We start from the raw sequence: 16,456 nt of genomic DNA, 5'->3' as shown, positions 1-16,456 counted from the left end.
AAAAGGGAGAGGGAAAGAGCGAATGTTAGCCATACTATCCGCTGGTATTGCACCTGGCTTGGCGCTTTTAAGTTATTTTTATTTAAAAGATCAATATGAATCAGAACCGATAGCGCTAGTGTTTAGAGCATTTATAACAGGTGCTCTGCTTGTTTTTCCAATCATGTTTATCCAATATGTTCTTCGCGTCGAAGAAGCTGTTCCATCTCATTTATTGAATTCCTTTGTAACAACGAGCCTCTTAGAGGAGTTTTTCAAATGGTTTATTTTGTTCTTTACAGCTTATCAGCATATTGAGTTTGATGAACCATATGATGGAATCATTTATGGAGTGTCCATATCACTTGGCTTTGCGACTGTTGAAAACATTCTTTATCTTGTAGCAAATGGTGTGGAATATGCATTAGGAAGAGCCTTGCTGCCTGTATCAAGCCATGCTCTTTTTGGTGTTATCATGGGCTATTACCTTGGTAAAGGGAAGTTTACTATGCCAAGAAGCAAATGGATCTTCTATTCCTTAATTGTACCGTTCATCCTACATGGGATTTACGATTATATATTAACGTTTCAAAAAAATTGGCTTTTGTTCATTACGCCGTTCATGCTGTTTCTTTGGTGGCTTGGTTTGAGAAAAGTTAAAATGGCAAGAGAGCTGAGTCGGGAGCATGTCAGCAAATATATGAATGCAAACCTATAGAGCGCGCATGAAAGGCCGTCTTTAGCCTTTTATAAAGCTTAAAATATGCGAATATATCCCTTGAAAAGAAAATGAAATTGTTCATTTTCTTTTTTTTTGCATAAAAACCAAGTGGCTACAAAAAATAGAGTCAATGACAAATAGTATTCACATCTGGGGGTAACACGCATGAATAAAAAGTTCTTAACGAAAATTTCTGTCGTAATTTCCGCCTGTATCATTCTAGCAACATTAGCGAATGTGGAGCATAAAGCGGAAGCGTTCTCGAATCAAGTGATTCAGCAAGGTGCTGTTGGAGATGATGTAATTGAATTGCAAGCAAGACTCCAATATATAGGATTTTACAATGGCAAAATTGATGGAGTCTTTGGCTGGAAAACATATTGGGCATTAAGAAACTTCCAATATGAATTCGGGCTGCCAATTGACGGACTCGCCGGCTGGCAAACAAAACTAAAGCTAGCTAAAGCATCAAAGTATAATGAGCAATTTGTAAAAGAACAAATTGATACCGGGAAAAAATTCTCACATTACGGTGGGACAGATTTGAATAAGCAAAAAACACCTTCTGCAAATAAAAACAAGGCTGGCAATGCAAATAAGTCAGGGACTGCTAATAAGTCAAACACAGGAACTAATACAAATAAGGCAGCAAATAATAATCAGCAAAAACCAGCAACACAAAAACCAGCAACAAAAAAACAAACAAATCAATCAAAAGCAAATAACGCTGGAGCCAATAATAAAGCAAACACTAACAATAATGTCGCAAACAATAATACAAAGGCAACTCCGCCAAAAGCGAATGCTGGCGAATCGGTGAAGAAAAAAACGCCGACAGCTGCTAATGTTCCTAACGGTTTCTCACAGAATGATATTCAGCTAATGGCAAATGCCGTTTATGGAGAATCAAGAGGTGAGCCTTATATCGGTCAGGTTGCTGTTGCTTCTGTCATTCTTAACCGGGTGACTAGCCCTTCGTTTCCGAATACAGTATCAGGGGTTATCTTTGAACCAAGAGCGTTCACAGCTGTTGCAGATGGACAAGTCTGGCTGACACCTAATGAGACGGCAAAACAAGCTGTCCTTGACGCTATAAATGGATGGGACCCTACAGGAAATGCTATCTATTATTTTAACCCAGCAACCGCAACTAGCGGTTGGATTTGGTCAAGACCGCAAATTAAGCAAATAGGCAAGCACATATTCTGTAAATAAAAGGGGTGAACGTTAAATGCTTAGAGGGATATTGATAGGTATTTTGACAATCGGAGTTGCAGGTGCAGCATTTTGGGGCTATCAAGAACATAAGGAAAAAAATGCAGTATTAATGAATGCTGAAAACAGCTATCAACGTGCTTTCCATGATCTTTCCTATCAAATAGATTTGCTTCATGATCAAATTGGAACAACACTTGCGATGAATTCACAAGAATCACTGTCTCCGTCACTGGCGGAAGTATGGAGAATAACTTCACAGGCCCATAGCGATGTTGGCCAGCTGCCGCTCACTTTATTGCCATTCAATAAGACAGAGGAATTTTTAGCAAATATCGGAGATTTCAGCTACCGGACTGCTGTCCGAAATTTAGATGATGAACCACTGTCCGATAAGGAATATAAATCATTGAAAAAGCTGTATGGAGATGCAAAGGATATTCAAGATGAATTGCGCAATGTGCAGCATCTAGTTCTAGAAAACAATTTACGCTGGATGGACGTTGAGATGGCCTTGGCAACGAATAAGCAAGGAGATAATACAATCATTGATGGTTTAAAAACTGTTGAGGACAAAGTAGATGGCTACCAAGAAACAAGCTTTGGCGTTACAAATGTTAATATGGAAAAAAAGGATGAAAACTTCAGCAGTTTAGAAGGAGAAGAAATCACGAAAAAAGAAGCGCAAAAAATCGCCGAAGATTATGCAGCATTTAAAGGTGATGTGGAAGTCAACATCACAGAGAATGGCAAAGGATCTGGATATGGATTTTACAGTGTCTCTCTTAAAGAAAAAGATACTGGAACAGAAGCAAATATGGATATTACCAAAAAGGGCGGATATCCAATCTGGTCGATTGTTTCAAGAGACGTTAAAAAACAAAAAATCAGTTTAAATGATGCTAGCAACAAGGCAACGGATTTTTTGAAACAGCATGACTTTAAAGACTTGGCATTATTTGAAAGTATGCAATATGACAATATCGGTGTCTTTACCTATGTAACAGAGGATAACGGGGTAAGAATTTATCCAGACAGCATTAAGATAAAAGTTGCTCTAGATAATGGGAATATTATCGGCTTTACTGCTGAAGATTACTTAAAACAGCATAAGAGTCGGGATTTTAAAGATCCCGCAATATCTAAGTCTGAGGCACAAAAGAAAATCAGCAAAAATGTTAACATAATGGAAGACGGATTGGCTGTTATTCTTAATGATTTAAACGATGAAGTATTATGCTATGAATTTATCGGCACATTGGATGATGATACGTATCGTATTTATATTAATGCTGATACTGGCACAGAAGAAAAAGTCGAAAAACTCAAAAATGCTGAACCTTTATATGATGACGTTGTTTAATAGTAAAAAAGCAGTAGGGGCATCTTGTTCCTTGCTGCTTTTTTACTACGTTTTTTTCTGTGGACTATTGATAAGGAAGATGTTTTTGCGATAATATAGGTAAAAAGAATTAATTCCTAATTAGCAAACGAAGAAAGCGTGGTACTATAGTGATAAATATCGGAGATACGTTAATATTAGAGCCAGCTCATAGTGAGAACTCAGAAAAATATAAATGCCGTTTAGTTGATAGAAAAGAAAATGAAATCTATATAGATTATCCCATCCATGCTGAAACAAAAAAGGCCGTCTTCTTGCTGAACGGAACACAGCTAAAGGTCAGCTTTGTTACAAGTCAAGGAGCGGTTTACATGTTCGACTCAGAAATTATCGGGAGAGAGAAGCAAAACAATATACCAATGCTTATCCTTCATTTCCCGAACAGTGACCAGTTTATTAAGATTCAGAGGAGAGAGTATGTCAGAGTAGAAACAAATGTGGATGTTGCCATCTCTTCTGACGACACAGAAGTTGCGCCGTTTGCGACAATAACAACAGACATAAGTGCAGGCGGAGCAGCCATTCTTGTGCCGGCAGGTTCTAATCTTAAGGCAGAGACCATTGTGTACACCAACTTTGTTTTGCCGATGCAAAACGGTGATTATTATTATTTAAAGGTGAAGGCAATCGTTAAAAAAATCGTTAATTATAATGAAACACATAATAAAGCGCCGCTGGAATTTATCGAGGTAAGCGCAAATGACCGCCAGCTTTTCTTGCGTTTCTGTTTTGACCGTCAGCTTTCTTTCCGTAAGAAAGGACTGGAAATCTGAATAAACTCGATAAGATATTCCGATACTAAACAGGTAAAGTGAATTCGCCTGTTTAATATCAAAAAGGGCACAACAGAAATCGAGGTTAGTGGAAAATGAAGCGATTTGAACGGTTGTTGTTTAAGTTAATTGCCATCCAGTTGTTTTTTTTGCTAGCTGGTCAAATACTTCATCAAGTAAACATACTTCCAGAACTGCATCAGCTTGCCCAATATGAAGGGGTATCTAAGTCGAATTACACCTCCATTTTGGAAACACTCGGGCTTAGCCAGGAGTAGAGCTTGAAAAACCTTTCGATTTTAATCTGAAAGGTTTTTTTGTACTTGAAAATCAAATGTGAAAAAATAGTACGGATTTTAATAGGTTTAATCAACAAATTGGGATAGAAAATATGATAAAATAAAAACTGATAAAATTCTGTTCTAAGTAATTTCAAATTATATGTTGGATACTGGGATAGTGAAGGTTTTAGGAGGAAATATGAAAAAAATCAGCATTGCAATAGATGGACCGGCAGCTGCCGGAAAAAGCACAGTAGCCAAAATTGTAGCAGAACAACTAGGCTATATATATATCGATACTGGGGCAATGTACAGGGCGCTAACCTTAAAAGCCTTAAACACGGGGATTAACTTGGAGGACGAGGCAGCGTTAGAAAGTATGTTAGACAGTACGGCTATCGAGCTTTTCCCTGGTGAAAAGGGACAGAAAATTTTCTTGGACAGCGTCGACGTTACGGAAGATATCCGCAGAAGCAATGTGACAAATTCTGTGTCCATTGCAGCGAAGCATAAGTTAGTGCGTGAAGAGATGGTTCGCAGACAACAGGGGTTTGCAATCGGCGGAGGCGTGGTAATGGATGGTAGGGACATTGGAACACATGTCATCCCGCATGCTGAAGTAAAGGTGTTCTTACTTGCTTCAGTAGAGGAAAGAGCAGTTAGACGCCATACTGAAAATATTGCTAAAGGCTTTGAATCGGATTTGGAGCAGCTGAAGTCGGAAATAGCAGCAAGAGATAAATTAGATTCTGAACGAGAAGTGGCTCCGCTTAAAAAAGCAGAAGACGCAATCGAAATTGATACGACTTCTTTATCCATCAATGATGTGGTAGGCAAAATTATGGCATTGACAGAGGATAAGATTACAAACTGATTGCCGCTTATGCGGCTGTAAAGCGCGCTAGTGTTTCTTACTTGACAAATAATCACATTTATAAGAAGTTAGATAGAAGAAAATAAATTTTTATTATTCTATTAATTTTTTATGAAAGCTATATGGAATGAGCAATTATTGCATTATTTCATTAGAAAAGTTTAAGGAGGAGTACATATGTCTGAAGAATTAAATGATATCGTTGTTCATAACTACACAGTTGGGGACCGCGTAACAGGTAAAGTTACTAAGGTTGAAGAAAAACAAGTTATTATTGCCATCAGTGACAGTAAACTGGATGGTATTATTCCGATTAGCGAATTGTCCAGCCTTCATATTGAAAAAGCAGAAGATGTAGTTTCAGAAGGAGAAGAGCTTGATCTTCAAGTTATTAAAGTAGAAGAGGATGCTCTTGTTCTGTCTAAACGTAAAGTCGATGCTGAAAAAGCTTGGGAAAGCTTAGAAGAAAAGTTCAACTCTGGTGAAATCTTTGATGCAGAAGTGAAGGATGTAGTAAAAGGCGGGCTTGTCGTTGATTTAGGTGTGCGCGGTTTTGTTCCTGCATCGCTTGTAGAAGCACATTATGTGGAAGACTTCTCTGATTATAAAGGAAAAACTATTTCCTTTAAGATTGTAGAGCTTGAAAAGGATAAAAATCGTTTAATCCTTTCCCATAAGGCTGTTATTGAAGAAGAGAAAAGCAAGCAAAAACAAAACTTGCTTGAATCTTTGCAAGAAGGACAGACGCTTCAAGGGGTTGTTCAAAGAATAACTGACTTTGGTGCATTCGTAGACTTGGGCGGTATAGATGGTTTAGTGCATATCTCTCAGCTGTCACATGAGCATATCACTAACCCTTCAGATGTTGTTCAGGAAGGTCAAGAAGTCAATGTGAAAATCTTAAGCGTTGACCGCAATAATGACCGAATTTCCTTATCTATTAAAGATACATTGCCAGGACCGTGGGCAAATATCGCAGAAAAAGCGGAAAAAGGCAGTATTTTAGAAGGAACAGTTAAACGTATCGTTTCATATGGTGCATTCGTTGAAGTGTTCCCAGGGGTAGAAGGACTTGTCCATATTTCTCAAATCGCTCATAAGCATATCGGCACACCGCATGAAGTGCTTAAAGAAGGGCAAACAGTTCAAGTGAAGGTGCTTGATGTGAATGAAGAGGAACAGCGCCTTTCCTTAAACATCAAAGACTTGACGGAAAAAGAGCAAGAAGAAGATGAAGTATATGAGCTGCCAGAGGAATCAAAAGGGTTCCAATTAGGTGACATGATTGGCGAGCAATTGAAAAAACTAAAGCAGCAATAATTATATAGAGCTGTCCAAGATGGGCAAACAGCTTCTCTAAAGGAGAACGTCGTTTGGTTATTCTTGGACAGCTCTTTTTAGTGTGTGTCAATCACTGGATTTATTATCGTTTAAGGCTCTGCCTTCACTAGGGCTTTGTAAACGTGTCGCCCCAGGATAATGGATAGCCTGGTCGCGGTCAGATTCGACGCGGTGGCTTTGTCTTAATTTCTTCTCTTGACGATCCTTTCCCACTTGTAACACCCCCTATCAATAGAATGATAAATAACACCCCACATTATGCAGAGGGATTTTGTCCAGCATTTGCCAAACCTTACTTTTCTAAGTTTAAAGTACATATTTAATTGACATAATGGAAAAAGTAGGAGAGTGAATAGTTATGGAAGGTAATATGTTTTTTTTGTTTGCTTGGATGCTCTGGTTAATACCCACTTTTTTTATGGAGAAAGATAATAATAATAGAAGTAAATACGCATCTTTTTTGCTTATAGCAATAATTTTATATCCTCATCATTTACCCTTTATGGGCATGGAAGTGTCTGTATTGCTGCTTGTCCAAATAGTGTCAGCTTTTATTTATGCTGCCAGGCTACGGACGTCCCAGCAGCTTTATATGGTGCTGACAGCCTTTATGACAATGCTTGCTTATTGCGCTTTGCAGCTTTTAAGCATTCTTGATCCAGTTTGGCTGTTAATAGATAAAGACGTCATGCTTGCAGTAATGCTTGCTATTTTAAGTGTGATGCTGCATCGTACAATGGCAACTCAGGGTTTAATGATCATTATAGGAAGTTCTGTTGGCGAAATGCTGTACGGATACTTGCTCCATTACTACAGGATGGACGAAAGAATTGGAACAGCGGCCTTTTTCGACAGTCTGCTCTTATGTATAGCCAGCATAACAGCGTGGAATATTGCTAAAGTTTTCCTTGCGAAATTGGAACAGCAAATATACTTAATCGAAAAGGAGAAGCAAAAACTATGATGACCACATTTACATATCCAATTCTATTTGGACTCATTATCGGAACAGCTTTACGCATGTTTATGCTTCGCACTGATTACAGGCAATACCCGACATATCTTCACGGCAAGATCATTCATGTTGCACTTGGATTCATAGCGGCAGGTCTAGGCACAGTTGCCATTCCCTCCATATTAGATAAAGACTTTACAGCTGTCACCTTTCTCACTGTCGCTGCCTCGCAATTTCGGGATGTCCGCAATATGGAAAGAAACACCTTAACAGAGCTTGACAGTTACGAGATGGTGCCACGTGGGAAAACGTATATCGAAGGAATAGCAATTGCATTTGAAAGCAGAAATTATCTTGTTATGTTTGCAAGCCTTTTGAGTACCTTTGGATTCATTACTTTCCATATATGGGGCGGAATTATTGCGGCAATTATATCGTTTTTTATCAGCAGGAAGCTCATGTCCGGCGGAAAGCTTCGCGATATTGTAACAATTGAATATGTGAAACCGAGATTTGAAGATGCTGGCTTGTATGTTGATAATATTTATATTATGAATATCGGAATACCAGCACGGCAGGAGGAAGTGCTGAAATACGGGATGGGATTTATCCTCACACCTAAAAACTTCAATGCCAGAACGACAATCGCAAATCTTGGGCAAAGACAGGCAATTCTGTACGATGTCTCGACTGCATTGGGAGTGTACCGCGATTCTGGAACACCAGCTTTAGTTCCTTTAGCAAAAAGAGACTTGGAGGATGGAAGGGTCGCTGTTTTTGTTTTGCCGCAGCATAATGACCCGGAAAAAGCGCTTGAGATTATTGGAGCAACTCCAACTCTTGAAAATGCCATCCGGATGCCGAGCAAAAGGCTGTTAAGAGAGGAAGAAGCACAGTGACGATTGAAAAGTATATATTGGCCGCTATAACAACGAAACCGGAAAAAGTAGCGCAAGGCACTGGCGTTTTTTATTGCAGCGACGTTAGTGAAATGGAAGTTGTAGCAACAAACTTGGAAGCTATTCTTGACGGGATTGCCCATAAAATCAGCGAAGATGTTTATATTATCGTCAAGCATTGAGCATTCAAGCAGATAGTTTAGGACTGGCAAATCCCAGCATAGCTTAACAATTTTCTAGTACTTGCCTGTACAATGCTGCTCTGTTAAGATATATTAGTTAGGGGACTGCCTAAAAGCTTGGGCTAGCCCCTAATTGTTTTTAACGCTTTTGGACTGTGGCAAGCAGTATTGCGATCTTAGTTGACATGTCAGGCTGATTTAGAAGAGCCTGGAATAATAATTTACATAGTATTTGTTTGTGTAGACATAAAAGCAAAAAAGACTATTTTGGAGTATGGAAGGGTGTAAGTAAGAATGGCGAAACCTGTAATAGCAATAGTAGGACGTCCTAACGTTGGAAAGTCTACTATTTTTAATAGAATTGTCGGGGAGAGAATCTCCATTGTTGAAGATATTCCTGGTGTAACAAGAGACAGAATATACAGCTCTGCAGAGTGGCTGAATCATGATTTTAACCTGATTGATACAGGCGGAATCGATATTGGCGATGAGCCTTTTTTAGAGCAAATCAGAGCACAGGCAGAGGTAGCAATTGACGAAGCTGATGTTATCATTTTCCTTACGAACGGCCGTGAAGGTGTAACAGCTGCCGACGAAGAGGTAGCAAAAATCCTCTATCGTGCAAAAAAACCAGTTGTTCTTGCTGTAAACAAAATTGATAACCCAGAGATGCGCGAACAAATCTATGATTTCTATTCGTTAGGATTTGGTGAGCCGATGCCGATTTCCGGATCTCACGGCTTAGGTTTAGGTGACTTATTAGATGAAGCTGCCAAGCATTTTCCAAACAGAGACACAAAAGACTATGCTGATGATGTCATTAAGTTTTCTTTAATCGGCCGTCCGAATGTAGGGAAATCGTCGCTTGTTAATGCAATGCTTGGAGAGGACCGCGTTATTGTCAGCAATATTGCCGGCACAACAAGAGATGCGATTGACTCAGAAGTTACTGTTAACGGTGAAAAATACGTAATCATTGATACAGCAGGTATGCGGAAAAAAGGGAAAGTGTATGAAAGTACTGAGAAATACAGTGTTCTTCGTGCATTAAGAGCGATTGAAAGATCAGATGTTGTTTTAGTTGTTATAGACGGGGAAGAAGGCATTATTGAACAAGACAAAAAAATCGCAGGCTATGCCCATGAAGCAGGCAGAGCGGTTATTATTGTTGTAAATAAATGGGATGCTGTCGAAAAAGACGAAAAAACAATGAAAACATTTGAACAAAACATCAGAGAGCATTTCTTATTCTTGGATTATGCACCGGTTGTGTTCTTGTCTGCTAAGACGAAAAAGCGGATTCATACATTGATTCCAATGATTAATATCGCCAGCCAAAATCATACTTTAAGGGTAGAGACAAGTGTATTGAATGATGTCATTATGGATGCTGTGGCGATGAATCCAACACCAACAGATAAAGGTAAACGTTTGAAGATTTACTATACTACTCAAGTAGCGGTTGGACCGCCAACATTTGTTGTATTTGTTAATGATCCAGAGCTGATGCATTTCTCCTATGAACGTTTCCTAGAAAACCGTATTAGAGATGCCTTTGGCTTCGAAGGAACACCAATTAGAATTTTTGCGCGTGAAAGAAAATAATAGAGGTGGATCGTAATGGGTAATCATAAAAAAATTGCAATGATCGGAGCCGGAAGCTGGGGGACAGCGCTTGCGTTAGTGCTTGCCGATAATGGACATACTGTCCATCTTTGGGGTAAAAATGGACAAGATATTGAAGAAATCAACAAAAATCATGTAAACAAACGATATCTTCCAGACATAAAGCTTTCGGAAAATATCATTGGATATACGTCCATGCAGGAAAGTTTAAAGGATGTCCATTATATTGTCTTATCTGTTCCTACAAAAGCGATGCGCGAAGTAATCCAACAAATTATACCTTTCTTAGATGAACCAAAAACATTCATTCATGTAAGCAAAGGGATTGAGCCAGGAACACTGCTTCGCATATCTGAAATAATGGAAGAAGAGATTCCGGAGCGTCTGTTAAAGAGCATTGTTGTCCTGTCAGGACCAAGCCATGCAGAGGAAGTAAGCTTGCGCCATTTGACGACAGTAACAGTTTCTTCTAAAAACATGGAGGAAGCAGAAAAAGTTCAGGACTTGTTCATTAATTCAAAATTCAGGGTTTATACGAATCCTGATATTGTCGGTGTGGAAATCGGTGGTGCACTAAAGAATATTATCGCAGTCTGTGCTGGAATTACAGATGGGCTAGGTTTTGGTGACAACGCCAAAGCTGCACTTATTACAAGAGGACTTGCAGAGATGGCGAGATTAGGAACAAAAATGGGTGCAAATCCCCTTACCTTCTCAGGATTAACCGGCATTGGTGATTTGATTGTGACCTGTACGAGTGTCCATTCAAGAAACTGGAGAGCTGGTAATTTGCTTGGAAAGGGCTGTCCCCTTGAAGAGGTTCTTGAGAACATGGGAATGGTTGTAGAAGGAATCAGAACAACTAAAGCAGGCCAACAGCTTTCTGAGAAATATGGCATTGAGATGCCGATTACGAATGCTTTATATGATGTGCTGTTTAATGGGAAGAATGCGAAGGAAGTAGTGGAAGGCTTAATGGCAAGAGATAAAACACATGAGATGGAAGACCTTGTGAACATCCTTGCTTCCCAGTACGTAGAATAAGTCTTATACATCCTTTAGTGAGCTTTAAAAATCTGTTTTTCGAAATTTGTTAAGATTATTAGGCATTTTATGGTGTGCGAATGATGTATTTATGCATACAATGCTTTGAAGCAACCTGGTGGAATGAACAGGTGATGGGTTATATAGTCATGAAATCAAAGTAAAGGTTCCCCTGCTTTTACTTTGATTTTTTTTTGAATGAAAATGACTCTGTAGCTCCTATGTACACCGATAAAATAAATTTTTATAGAAATAGTCATAACCCTATCATTCATGTGTATATATGATTTAGAAGGGTTATTTTTTTTTGGCGTGAATAAAAATCATAAAATAAGCTGAGCATTACTTTAACTTCTTTTATGATTTGCGATAAAGTCCGCTGATTATATGTTTTTTTACGAAGTATTTTTTTAAGGAGAAGAAATCTTCCATAAAAAAAAGGGGGAATTTATAAAAGTAGTCATAATGAGATAGGACAACATCATAAATATATATTGTCTAATTGCATTAAATGGTTTTTGCTAATCTCTACACTAGGGAGAGTTCAGGAGGGGATCATTTGGAAAAGGTAAATATTTTTAAAGATATTGCCGAAAGAACTGGCGGTGATATTTACTTAGGTGTAGTGGGTGCTGTTCGAACAGGCAAGTCTACTTTCATAAAGAAGTTTATGGAATTGGTTGTTATTCCGAATATGGATAATGAAGGTGACCGTGCAAGAACAAAGGATGAATTGCCGCAAAGCGCGGCAGGTAAGACGATTATGACGACAGAGCCAAAGTTTGTTCCTAATCAGGCGGCATCTGTAACTGTGGATGAAGGATTGGATGTAAATATCCGATTAGTTGATTGTGTCGGCTACACGGTTCCAGGCGCGCAGGGTTATGAAGACGAAAATGGGCCTCGGATGATCAATACACCATGGTATGAAGAGCCAATTCCATTTCATGAAGCGGCTGAAATTGGTACAAGAAAGGTTATTCAGGAACATAGCACAATCGGTGTTGTCATTACAACAGATGGAACGATTGGGGATATACCGAGAAGTAATTACTTAGAAGCAGAAAACAGGGTTATTGAAGAGCTGAAGGAAGTCGGCAAGCCGTTTATTATGATTGTCAACAGCGCCCAGCCTTATCACCCTAATACAGAAAAGCTTCGCAGTGAACTATCAGATAAATATGATATTCCAGTTATCGCAATGAGTGTTGAAAGCATGAGAGAATCAGATGTCCTTAATGTAATGAGAGAAGCACTGTTTGAGTTCCCTGTACTTGAAGTGAACGTAAACCTGCCGAGCTGGGTAATGGTTCTTCGGGAGAACCATTGGTTGCGTGACAACTATCAAGAGGCTGTGAAGGAAACAGTTAAAGATATTAAGAGACTGCGAGATGTCGATCGTGTTGTGCAGCAATTCAGCGACTTTGAATTTATCGATAAGGCTGGTCTTGCAGGAATTGAGATGGGGCAAGGTGTTGCCGAAATCGATTTGTACGCACCAGATGAGCTGTATGATGAAATTTTGAAAGAGATTGTTGGTGTGGAAATCAGAGGGAAAGATCATTTGCTTGAGCTAATGCAGGACTTTGCCCATGCAAAAACAGAGTATGACCAAATCTCAGATGCACTGAAAATGGTTAAACAAACAGGTTATGGCATTGCAGCACCATCCCTTATCGATATGAGCTTAGATGAGCCGGAAATCATCCGCCAAGGTTCAAGATTCGGTGTAAGATTAAAGGCTGTAGCACCATCTATCCACATGATTAAAGTGGATGTTGAGTCAGAATTTGCACCAATTATCGGTTCTGAGAAACAGAGTGAGGAACTTGTCAGATATTTGATGCAGGATTTTGAGGATGATCCATTATCCATCTGGAATTCGGATATTTTCGGAAGAAGCTTAAGCTCCATTGTTAGGGAAGGAATTCAAGCAAAGCTTTCACTTATGCCTGAAAATGCCCGCTACAAGCTGAAAGAGACACTTGAGCGTATCATCAATGAAGGCTCTGGAGGGCTTATTGCAATAATCTTATAGGAAACTCTCTTTGTGGGAGTTTCTTTTTTTTGCATGCGTTAACTTCTCCCTACTAAATAATAAGAACTGGGCTATTTCTCTTAATTTGTCAGTTTCGGATATGTATGTAAATTTATTGATTTAATATTACACTTTTATATCAAATGATGAAAAGATTGCTATCAATATATAAAATTTCTTGATATGCTCAAACGATTATGATAATCTTTTAAAGGAATCAGCGTCATTACAGCGATTAAAGCATTATGATATACATTATAAATGCTTGTCACGTTAGTAGTAGCATTATGGAACCCTATGATGCTGCAAAGGAAAAATATTCTTGATGACGTATATAATTCCGATAAATTGTTTACAAATAATGATATGAAACGATTTTTTAGGATTTATTTGAAACATTTGGGAGGAGGTGAAAGGCATGAACAAGACAGAATTAATTAACGCAGTTGCAGAAGCAAGCGAATTGTCTAAAAAAGACGCTACTAAAGCAGTTGATGCTGTTTTTGATACAATCTTGAATGCTTTAAAAGATGGCGATAAAGTACAACTTATCGGTTTTGGTAACTTTGAGGTACGTGAGCGTGCTGCTCGTAAAGGTCGCAACCCACAAACTGGTGAAGAAATCGAAATCGCAGCAAGCAAAGTTCCTGCTTTTAAACCAGGTAAAGCACTTAAAGACGCAGTGAAGTAATTTACATACATTGCATATTATTTCTCTAAAAACCGCGAATTACTCGCGGTTTTTTCTATTTATTAGCATATTTTCCAAAAGTTTAGCCAATGGCTTAATGGGAATTGAATAGAATTAACGGTATTCGTGGTGTTCGTTCTTTTTATATGCTAATATGATTAAAGGAAATTGGATTGATAGCTTTGGGAGGAAAAAAAGAATGTCGAATGTTGATTTGGCCAAGATAGAAGATGCGGTAAAACAAATACTGGAAGCGATTGGGGAAGATCCTGAAAGAGAAGGATTGCTTGATACCCCAAAAAGAGTCGCCAAAATGTATAGTGATATTTTCTCAGGATTAAATGAGGATCCAAGAGAGTATTTTCATACTATTTTTGGGGAAGACCATGAGGAGCTTGTGCTTGTTAAAGACATTCCGCTGTACAGCATGTGTGAACATCATCTCGTTCCGTTTTATGGAGTTGCTCACGTAGCCTATATTCCTAGAAACGGAAAAGTAACGGGCTTGAGCAAATTAGCAAGAGCGGTTGAAGCTGTTGCGAAAAGACCGCAGCTGCAAGAGCGCATCACTTCAACAGTCGCTGATGCGATTCAAGAAATGCTTGATCCGCATGGTGTTATGGTCGTAGTTGAAGCAGAGCATATGTGCATGACAATGAGAGGCGTTAACAAGCCTGGTGCGAAGACAGTTACAACAGCTGTCCGCGGTAAGTATGCAGAAAATGCAGATGCCCGCACAGAGGTGCTGTCTTTAATTAAGTGACATAAAGGCTTGTCTTACAAGGCTTTTTAAGTGGTGTCAGCAAGCAAGTATGCTATAATAAGCTAGACTTTATACAAATATAATTTAGTTGTAATGTATATATAAAGAGAAATTTATGGGGGAACAAGGGTGATATTATGATGTTATTTCAAGAAATGGTGGAGAATGTGCGGGAAGAGGTATTACAAAAGATTGCTCATCCTTATCTTTTTAAGCATATTGATAATCCGATAATTGATGAAGACAAGCTTCTGCTTACCGTTTTTCTATTAAAGCAGGCTGACATAGATGACAGCCAAGTCATCACATATGCCACAACAACAATGCTTATTCAAATTGCCCTTGATACCCATGAGCTTGTAACCAATGACAGCGTTCATAAAGGAATAGAAAAGAACAGGCAGTTAACAATATTGGCCGGAGATTTTTACAGCGGTCAATATTACAAGCTGCTGGCAGACCTCGGAGATTATGAGATGATAAAAGTGTTTGCCGAAGCAATTAAAGAGGTTAACGAGAATAAGATGATTATCTATCAGCAAGCTTTTGCCGGACTTCCAGAAATGATAGATGCCATAGAAGCTGTTGAGTTTTCTATTTTAGATAAGCTTGTTGACCGTTTCCGCTTGCATAATTGGAGAACCTTTGCATTGTCGTTTCTATTTCTGAACAGAATGCTGCAAGACAGGAATACATATAACTTAACTGGGGATTCATTTTTATTCAGCATGCTGAATCGTCATAGTGGGGAGCTTGGCCGCCTTGCAGAGGATCAAGGATATCGTCTGTTCGATCCGGCAGTTCAAAAAGCGGCAGACAGCTTAACAGAAGCGCTTAAGAGCTATGAGCCTGATGAGGACAGAATCGGGGTCAGAACTGTGGCAGTTTTGGATAAAATCAAACAACAAATGTATGTGGAAGAAGGGTAAGAGCAATGCGGGAGCACCAATCAAAGGAAGAAAAAGTGCACCATGTATTCGAAAAGATATATGGCAATTACGATAAAATGAATACAGTAATCAGTTTTCAGCAGCATAAGATTTGGCGCAAAGAAACGATGAAAAGGATGAATGTTCCTAAAGGCGCAAAAGCTTTGGATGTTTGCTGCGGCACAGCGGACTGGACAATAAGTCTGGCAGATGCAGTCGGGTCAACTGGTGAAGTAATCGGACTTGATTTCAGCGAAAACATGCTGAGCATCGGCAAAGAGAAAACAAAGGATTATCAGCAAATCCAATTGATTCATGGCAATGCTATGGAGCTGCCGTTTGCTGATGACAGCTTTGATTTTGTGACAATCGGCTTTGGGCTGCGAAATGTTCCTGACTATCTGCAAGTGCTCAAGGAAATGAGAAGGGTAGTTAAACCGGGAGGCAAGGTTGTTTGTCTGGAAACATCTCAACCGACAATGCCTGTTTTTAAGCAAGGCTACTATTTCTATTTCCGGTTTGTGATGCCCCTGTTTGGAAAGATTTTCGCCAAAAGCTACAAGGAATACTCTTGGCTGCAGGAATCAGCTCGGGATTTTCCAGGAATGAAAGAGCTCGCTTCCCTTTTTGAAAAGGCAGGCTTGTCCAATGTGACGTATAAGGCATACAGCGGTGGCGTGGCTGCTGTGCATATCGGCTTTAAAGAAAAATAATGTCTGTATCTATTTTGTACAGCAGTTAAA

General features: G+C 39.1%; 18 protein-coding genes. 17 read left to right on the top strand and 1 reads right to left on the bottom strand.

Translation table 11 applies throughout. The features are described 5' to 3' along the window. The first annotated feature begins 22 nt into the window (after positions 1-22). The 7 genes from prsW (at position 23) to rpsA (ending at position 6,565) form a co-directional block, all read left to right on the top strand. Complete coding sequence (prsW, locus tag ACLIJJ_RS02805; protein WP_251646259.1) at positions 23-697, top strand: glutamic-type intramembrane protease PrsW; 675 nt, start codon at positions 23-25, stop codon at positions 695-697. Between the two features lie 168 nt (positions 698-865). Next, positions 866-1,915, top strand: coding sequence for a spore cortex-lytic enzyme (gene sleB / locus ACLIJJ_RS02800; protein ID WP_411410521.1), 1,050 nt, complete (start codon positions 866-868; stop codon positions 1,913-1,915). Between the two features lie 16 nt (positions 1,916-1,931). Beyond that, positions 1,932-3,278, top strand: a complete 1,347-nt coding sequence (gene ypeB / locus ACLIJJ_RS02795) for a germination protein YpeB (protein ID WP_251646261.1) — start codon at positions 1,932-1,934, stop codon at positions 3,276-3,278. A 149-nt stretch (positions 3,279-3,427) separates the two neighbouring features. Next, positions 3,428-4,090, top strand: a complete 663-nt coding sequence (locus ACLIJJ_RS02790) for a flagellar brake protein (RefSeq protein WP_411410520.1) — start codon at positions 3,428-3,430, stop codon at positions 4,088-4,090. Between the two features lie 95 nt (positions 4,091-4,185). Continuing rightward, entirely contained in the window at positions 4,186-4,368 is a 183-nt protein-coding gene (locus ACLIJJ_RS02785; protein ID WP_233313342.1) for a YpfB family protein, read from the top strand. A gap of 202 nt (positions 4,369-4,570) precedes the next feature. Further along, positions 4,571-5,245, top strand: a complete 675-nt coding sequence (gene cmk / locus ACLIJJ_RS02780; protein WP_233313343.1) for a (d)CMP kinase — start codon at positions 4,571-4,573, stop codon at positions 5,243-5,245. A 177-nt stretch (positions 5,246-5,422) separates the two neighbouring features. Then, complete coding sequence (rpsA, locus tag ACLIJJ_RS02775) at positions 5,423-6,565, top strand: 30S ribosomal protein S1 (protein WP_233313344.1); 1,143 nt, start codon at positions 5,423-5,425, stop codon at positions 6,563-6,565. Between the two features lie 87 nt (positions 6,566-6,652). On the opposite strand, the gene ACLIJJ_RS02770 is transcribed toward rpsA, so the two are convergent. Beyond that, positions 6,653-6,799 (bottom strand): YpzI family protein, encoded by a 147-nt coding sequence (locus tag ACLIJJ_RS02770; RefSeq protein WP_233313345.1) that lies wholly within the window; start codon positions 6,797-6,799, stop codon positions 6,653-6,655. A gap of 145 nt (positions 6,800-6,944) precedes the next feature. Between ACLIJJ_RS02770 and ACLIJJ_RS02765 the strand changes: the two genes are divergently transcribed. The 10 genes from ACLIJJ_RS02765 (at position 6,945) to ACLIJJ_RS02720 (ending at position 16,426) form a co-directional block, all read left to right on the top strand. Next, on the top strand, positions 6,945-7,550 hold the full coding sequence (locus ACLIJJ_RS02765; protein ID WP_489685855.1) for a YphA family membrane protein: 606 nt from the start codon (positions 6,945-6,947) through the stop codon (positions 7,548-7,550). Then, entirely contained in the window at positions 7,550-8,440 is an 891-nt protein-coding gene (locus tag ACLIJJ_RS02760; RefSeq protein ID WP_233314720.1) for a YIEGIA family protein, read from the top strand. The genes ACLIJJ_RS02765 and ACLIJJ_RS02760 overlap by 1 nt, the downstream gene beginning before the upstream one ends. Then, positions 8,437-8,622 (top strand): capping complex subunit for YIEGIA, encoded by a 186-nt coding sequence (locus tag ACLIJJ_RS02755; RefSeq protein ID WP_233313347.1) that lies wholly within the window; start codon positions 8,437-8,439, stop codon positions 8,620-8,622. The genes ACLIJJ_RS02760 and ACLIJJ_RS02755 overlap by 4 nt, the downstream gene beginning before the upstream one ends. Before the next feature lie 294 nt (positions 8,623-8,916). Next, positions 8,917-10,227 carry a ribosome biogenesis GTPase Der gene (gene der, locus ACLIJJ_RS02750; protein WP_233313348.1) on the top strand — a complete coding sequence of 437 codons (1,311 nt, stop codon included), beginning with the start codon at positions 8,917-8,919 and terminating at the stop codon, positions 10,225-10,227. 15 nt (positions 10,228-10,242) lie between these two features. Next, the gene (locus tag ACLIJJ_RS02745; protein WP_233313349.1) at positions 10,243-11,292 is read left to right on the top strand and encodes an NAD(P)H-dependent glycerol-3-phosphate dehydrogenase; all 1,050 of its coding nucleotides are present in this window, start codon (positions 10,243-10,245) and stop codon (positions 11,290-11,292) included. A 559-nt stretch (positions 11,293-11,851) separates the two neighbouring features. Next, positions 11,852-13,330 carry a stage IV sporulation protein A gene (gene spoIVA / locus ACLIJJ_RS02740; protein WP_251646267.1) on the top strand — a complete coding sequence of 493 codons (1,479 nt, stop codon included), beginning with the start codon at positions 11,852-11,854 and terminating at the stop codon, positions 13,328-13,330. A gap of 418 nt (positions 13,331-13,748) precedes the next feature. Next, on the top strand, positions 13,749-14,021 hold the full coding sequence (locus ACLIJJ_RS02735) for an HU family DNA-binding protein (RefSeq protein WP_016203034.1): 273 nt from the start codon (positions 13,749-13,751) through the stop codon (positions 14,019-14,021). 199 nt (positions 14,022-14,220) lie between these two features. Further along, positions 14,221-14,784: a GTP cyclohydrolase I FolE gene (gene folE, locus ACLIJJ_RS02730; RefSeq protein WP_233313351.1), complete on the top strand. Its 564-nt coding sequence runs from the start codon at positions 14,221-14,223 to the stop codon at positions 14,782-14,784. Between the two features lie 137 nt (positions 14,785-14,921). Beyond that, on the top strand, positions 14,922-15,713 hold the full coding sequence (locus ACLIJJ_RS02725) for a heptaprenyl diphosphate synthase component 1 (protein WP_237941661.1): 792 nt from the start codon (positions 14,922-14,924) through the stop codon (positions 15,711-15,713). A gap of 5 nt (positions 15,714-15,718) precedes the next feature. Continuing rightward, positions 15,719-16,426 carry a demethylmenaquinone methyltransferase gene (locus ACLIJJ_RS02720; RefSeq protein ID WP_233313353.1) on the top strand — a complete coding sequence of 236 codons (708 nt, stop codon included), beginning with the start codon at positions 15,719-15,721 and terminating at the stop codon, positions 16,424-16,426. Positions 16,427-16,456: the final 30 nt, after the last annotated feature.

The sequence above is a fragment of the Niallia laureatilytica genome, from assembly GCF_046613985.1.
GTDB lineage: Bacteria > Bacillota > Bacilli > Bacillales > Cytobacillaceae > Niallia.
Note: the sequence above shows the minus strand (reverse complement) of the source record. Positions and strands in the feature narration are given on the sequence as shown.